We start from the raw sequence: 622 nt of genomic DNA, 5'->3' as shown, positions 1-622 counted from the left end.
TAATGATGGAAATAAAGAAGCTGTAATGGCTGTTTTTAAATTTAAGGATGGCAAAGTTTTTGCACTTGAAACTGGTGCAACCCCGATGAACAAATAAAATATTTAAAATTTAAAATTTAAATTTTGTTTTCAAAAAAATACTCAAACCTATTATTTATAGTTTTAATGGGATGTGGGATGAGTTTCATGATGACTCTCTTAATAACCTATATTAATACTGGCTTTGATAAAGATTATTTTAAAAGATTTATAACTGCATGGTCTGTGAGTTTTCCAGTTGCAATGATAGCAACCTCAATTGTTGCTCCTATAGTTAAAAAAATTGTAGATAAAATCACAAAATAATAGGTTAATATAAGTAATGAATAAAGTTGATTTTTATTTTTCAATTGGAAGCACTTATACTTATCTAACAGTTACTAGAATATTAGATATTGAAAAGAAATTTAATGTAAAATTTAATTGGGTTCCATTTAGTGTGAGAGCAATAATGAAAGAAATGAACAACATACCTTTTCCAAAAGATAAACAGAATAAAGTTGATTATATGTGGAGAGATATAGAGAGAAGAGCTAAAGGATATGGTTTTTTTTGCAAAAACTCCTGTGCCTTACCCATTAAG

Annotated in this window: 2 protein-coding genes; both read left to right on the top strand. The window is 27.2% G+C overall.

Going from position 1 to position 622, the window contains the following annotated elements:
- Positions 1-123 precede the first annotated feature (123 nt).
- Positions 124-345 carry a DUF2798 domain-containing protein gene (locus AMN80_RS02140; RefSeq protein ID WP_075520364.1) on the top strand — a complete coding sequence of 74 codons (222 nt, stop codon included), beginning with the start codon at positions 124-126 and terminating at the stop codon, positions 343-345.
- A 16-nt stretch (positions 346-361) separates the two neighbouring features.
- Positions 362-622, top strand: a 261-nt coding sequence (locus AMN80_RS02135; RefSeq protein WP_218836272.1) for a DsbA family protein, incomplete at its 3' end; no start/stop codon positions are given.

The organism is Candidatus Pelagibacter communis, assembly GCF_001179985.1.
Lineage (GTDB): Bacteria > Pseudomonadota > Alphaproteobacteria > Pelagibacterales > Pelagibacteraceae > Pelagibacter > Pelagibacter ubique_J.
The sequence above is the reverse complement of the archived record's forward strand: the minus strand, read 5'-3'. Positions and strand labels throughout refer to the sequence as shown.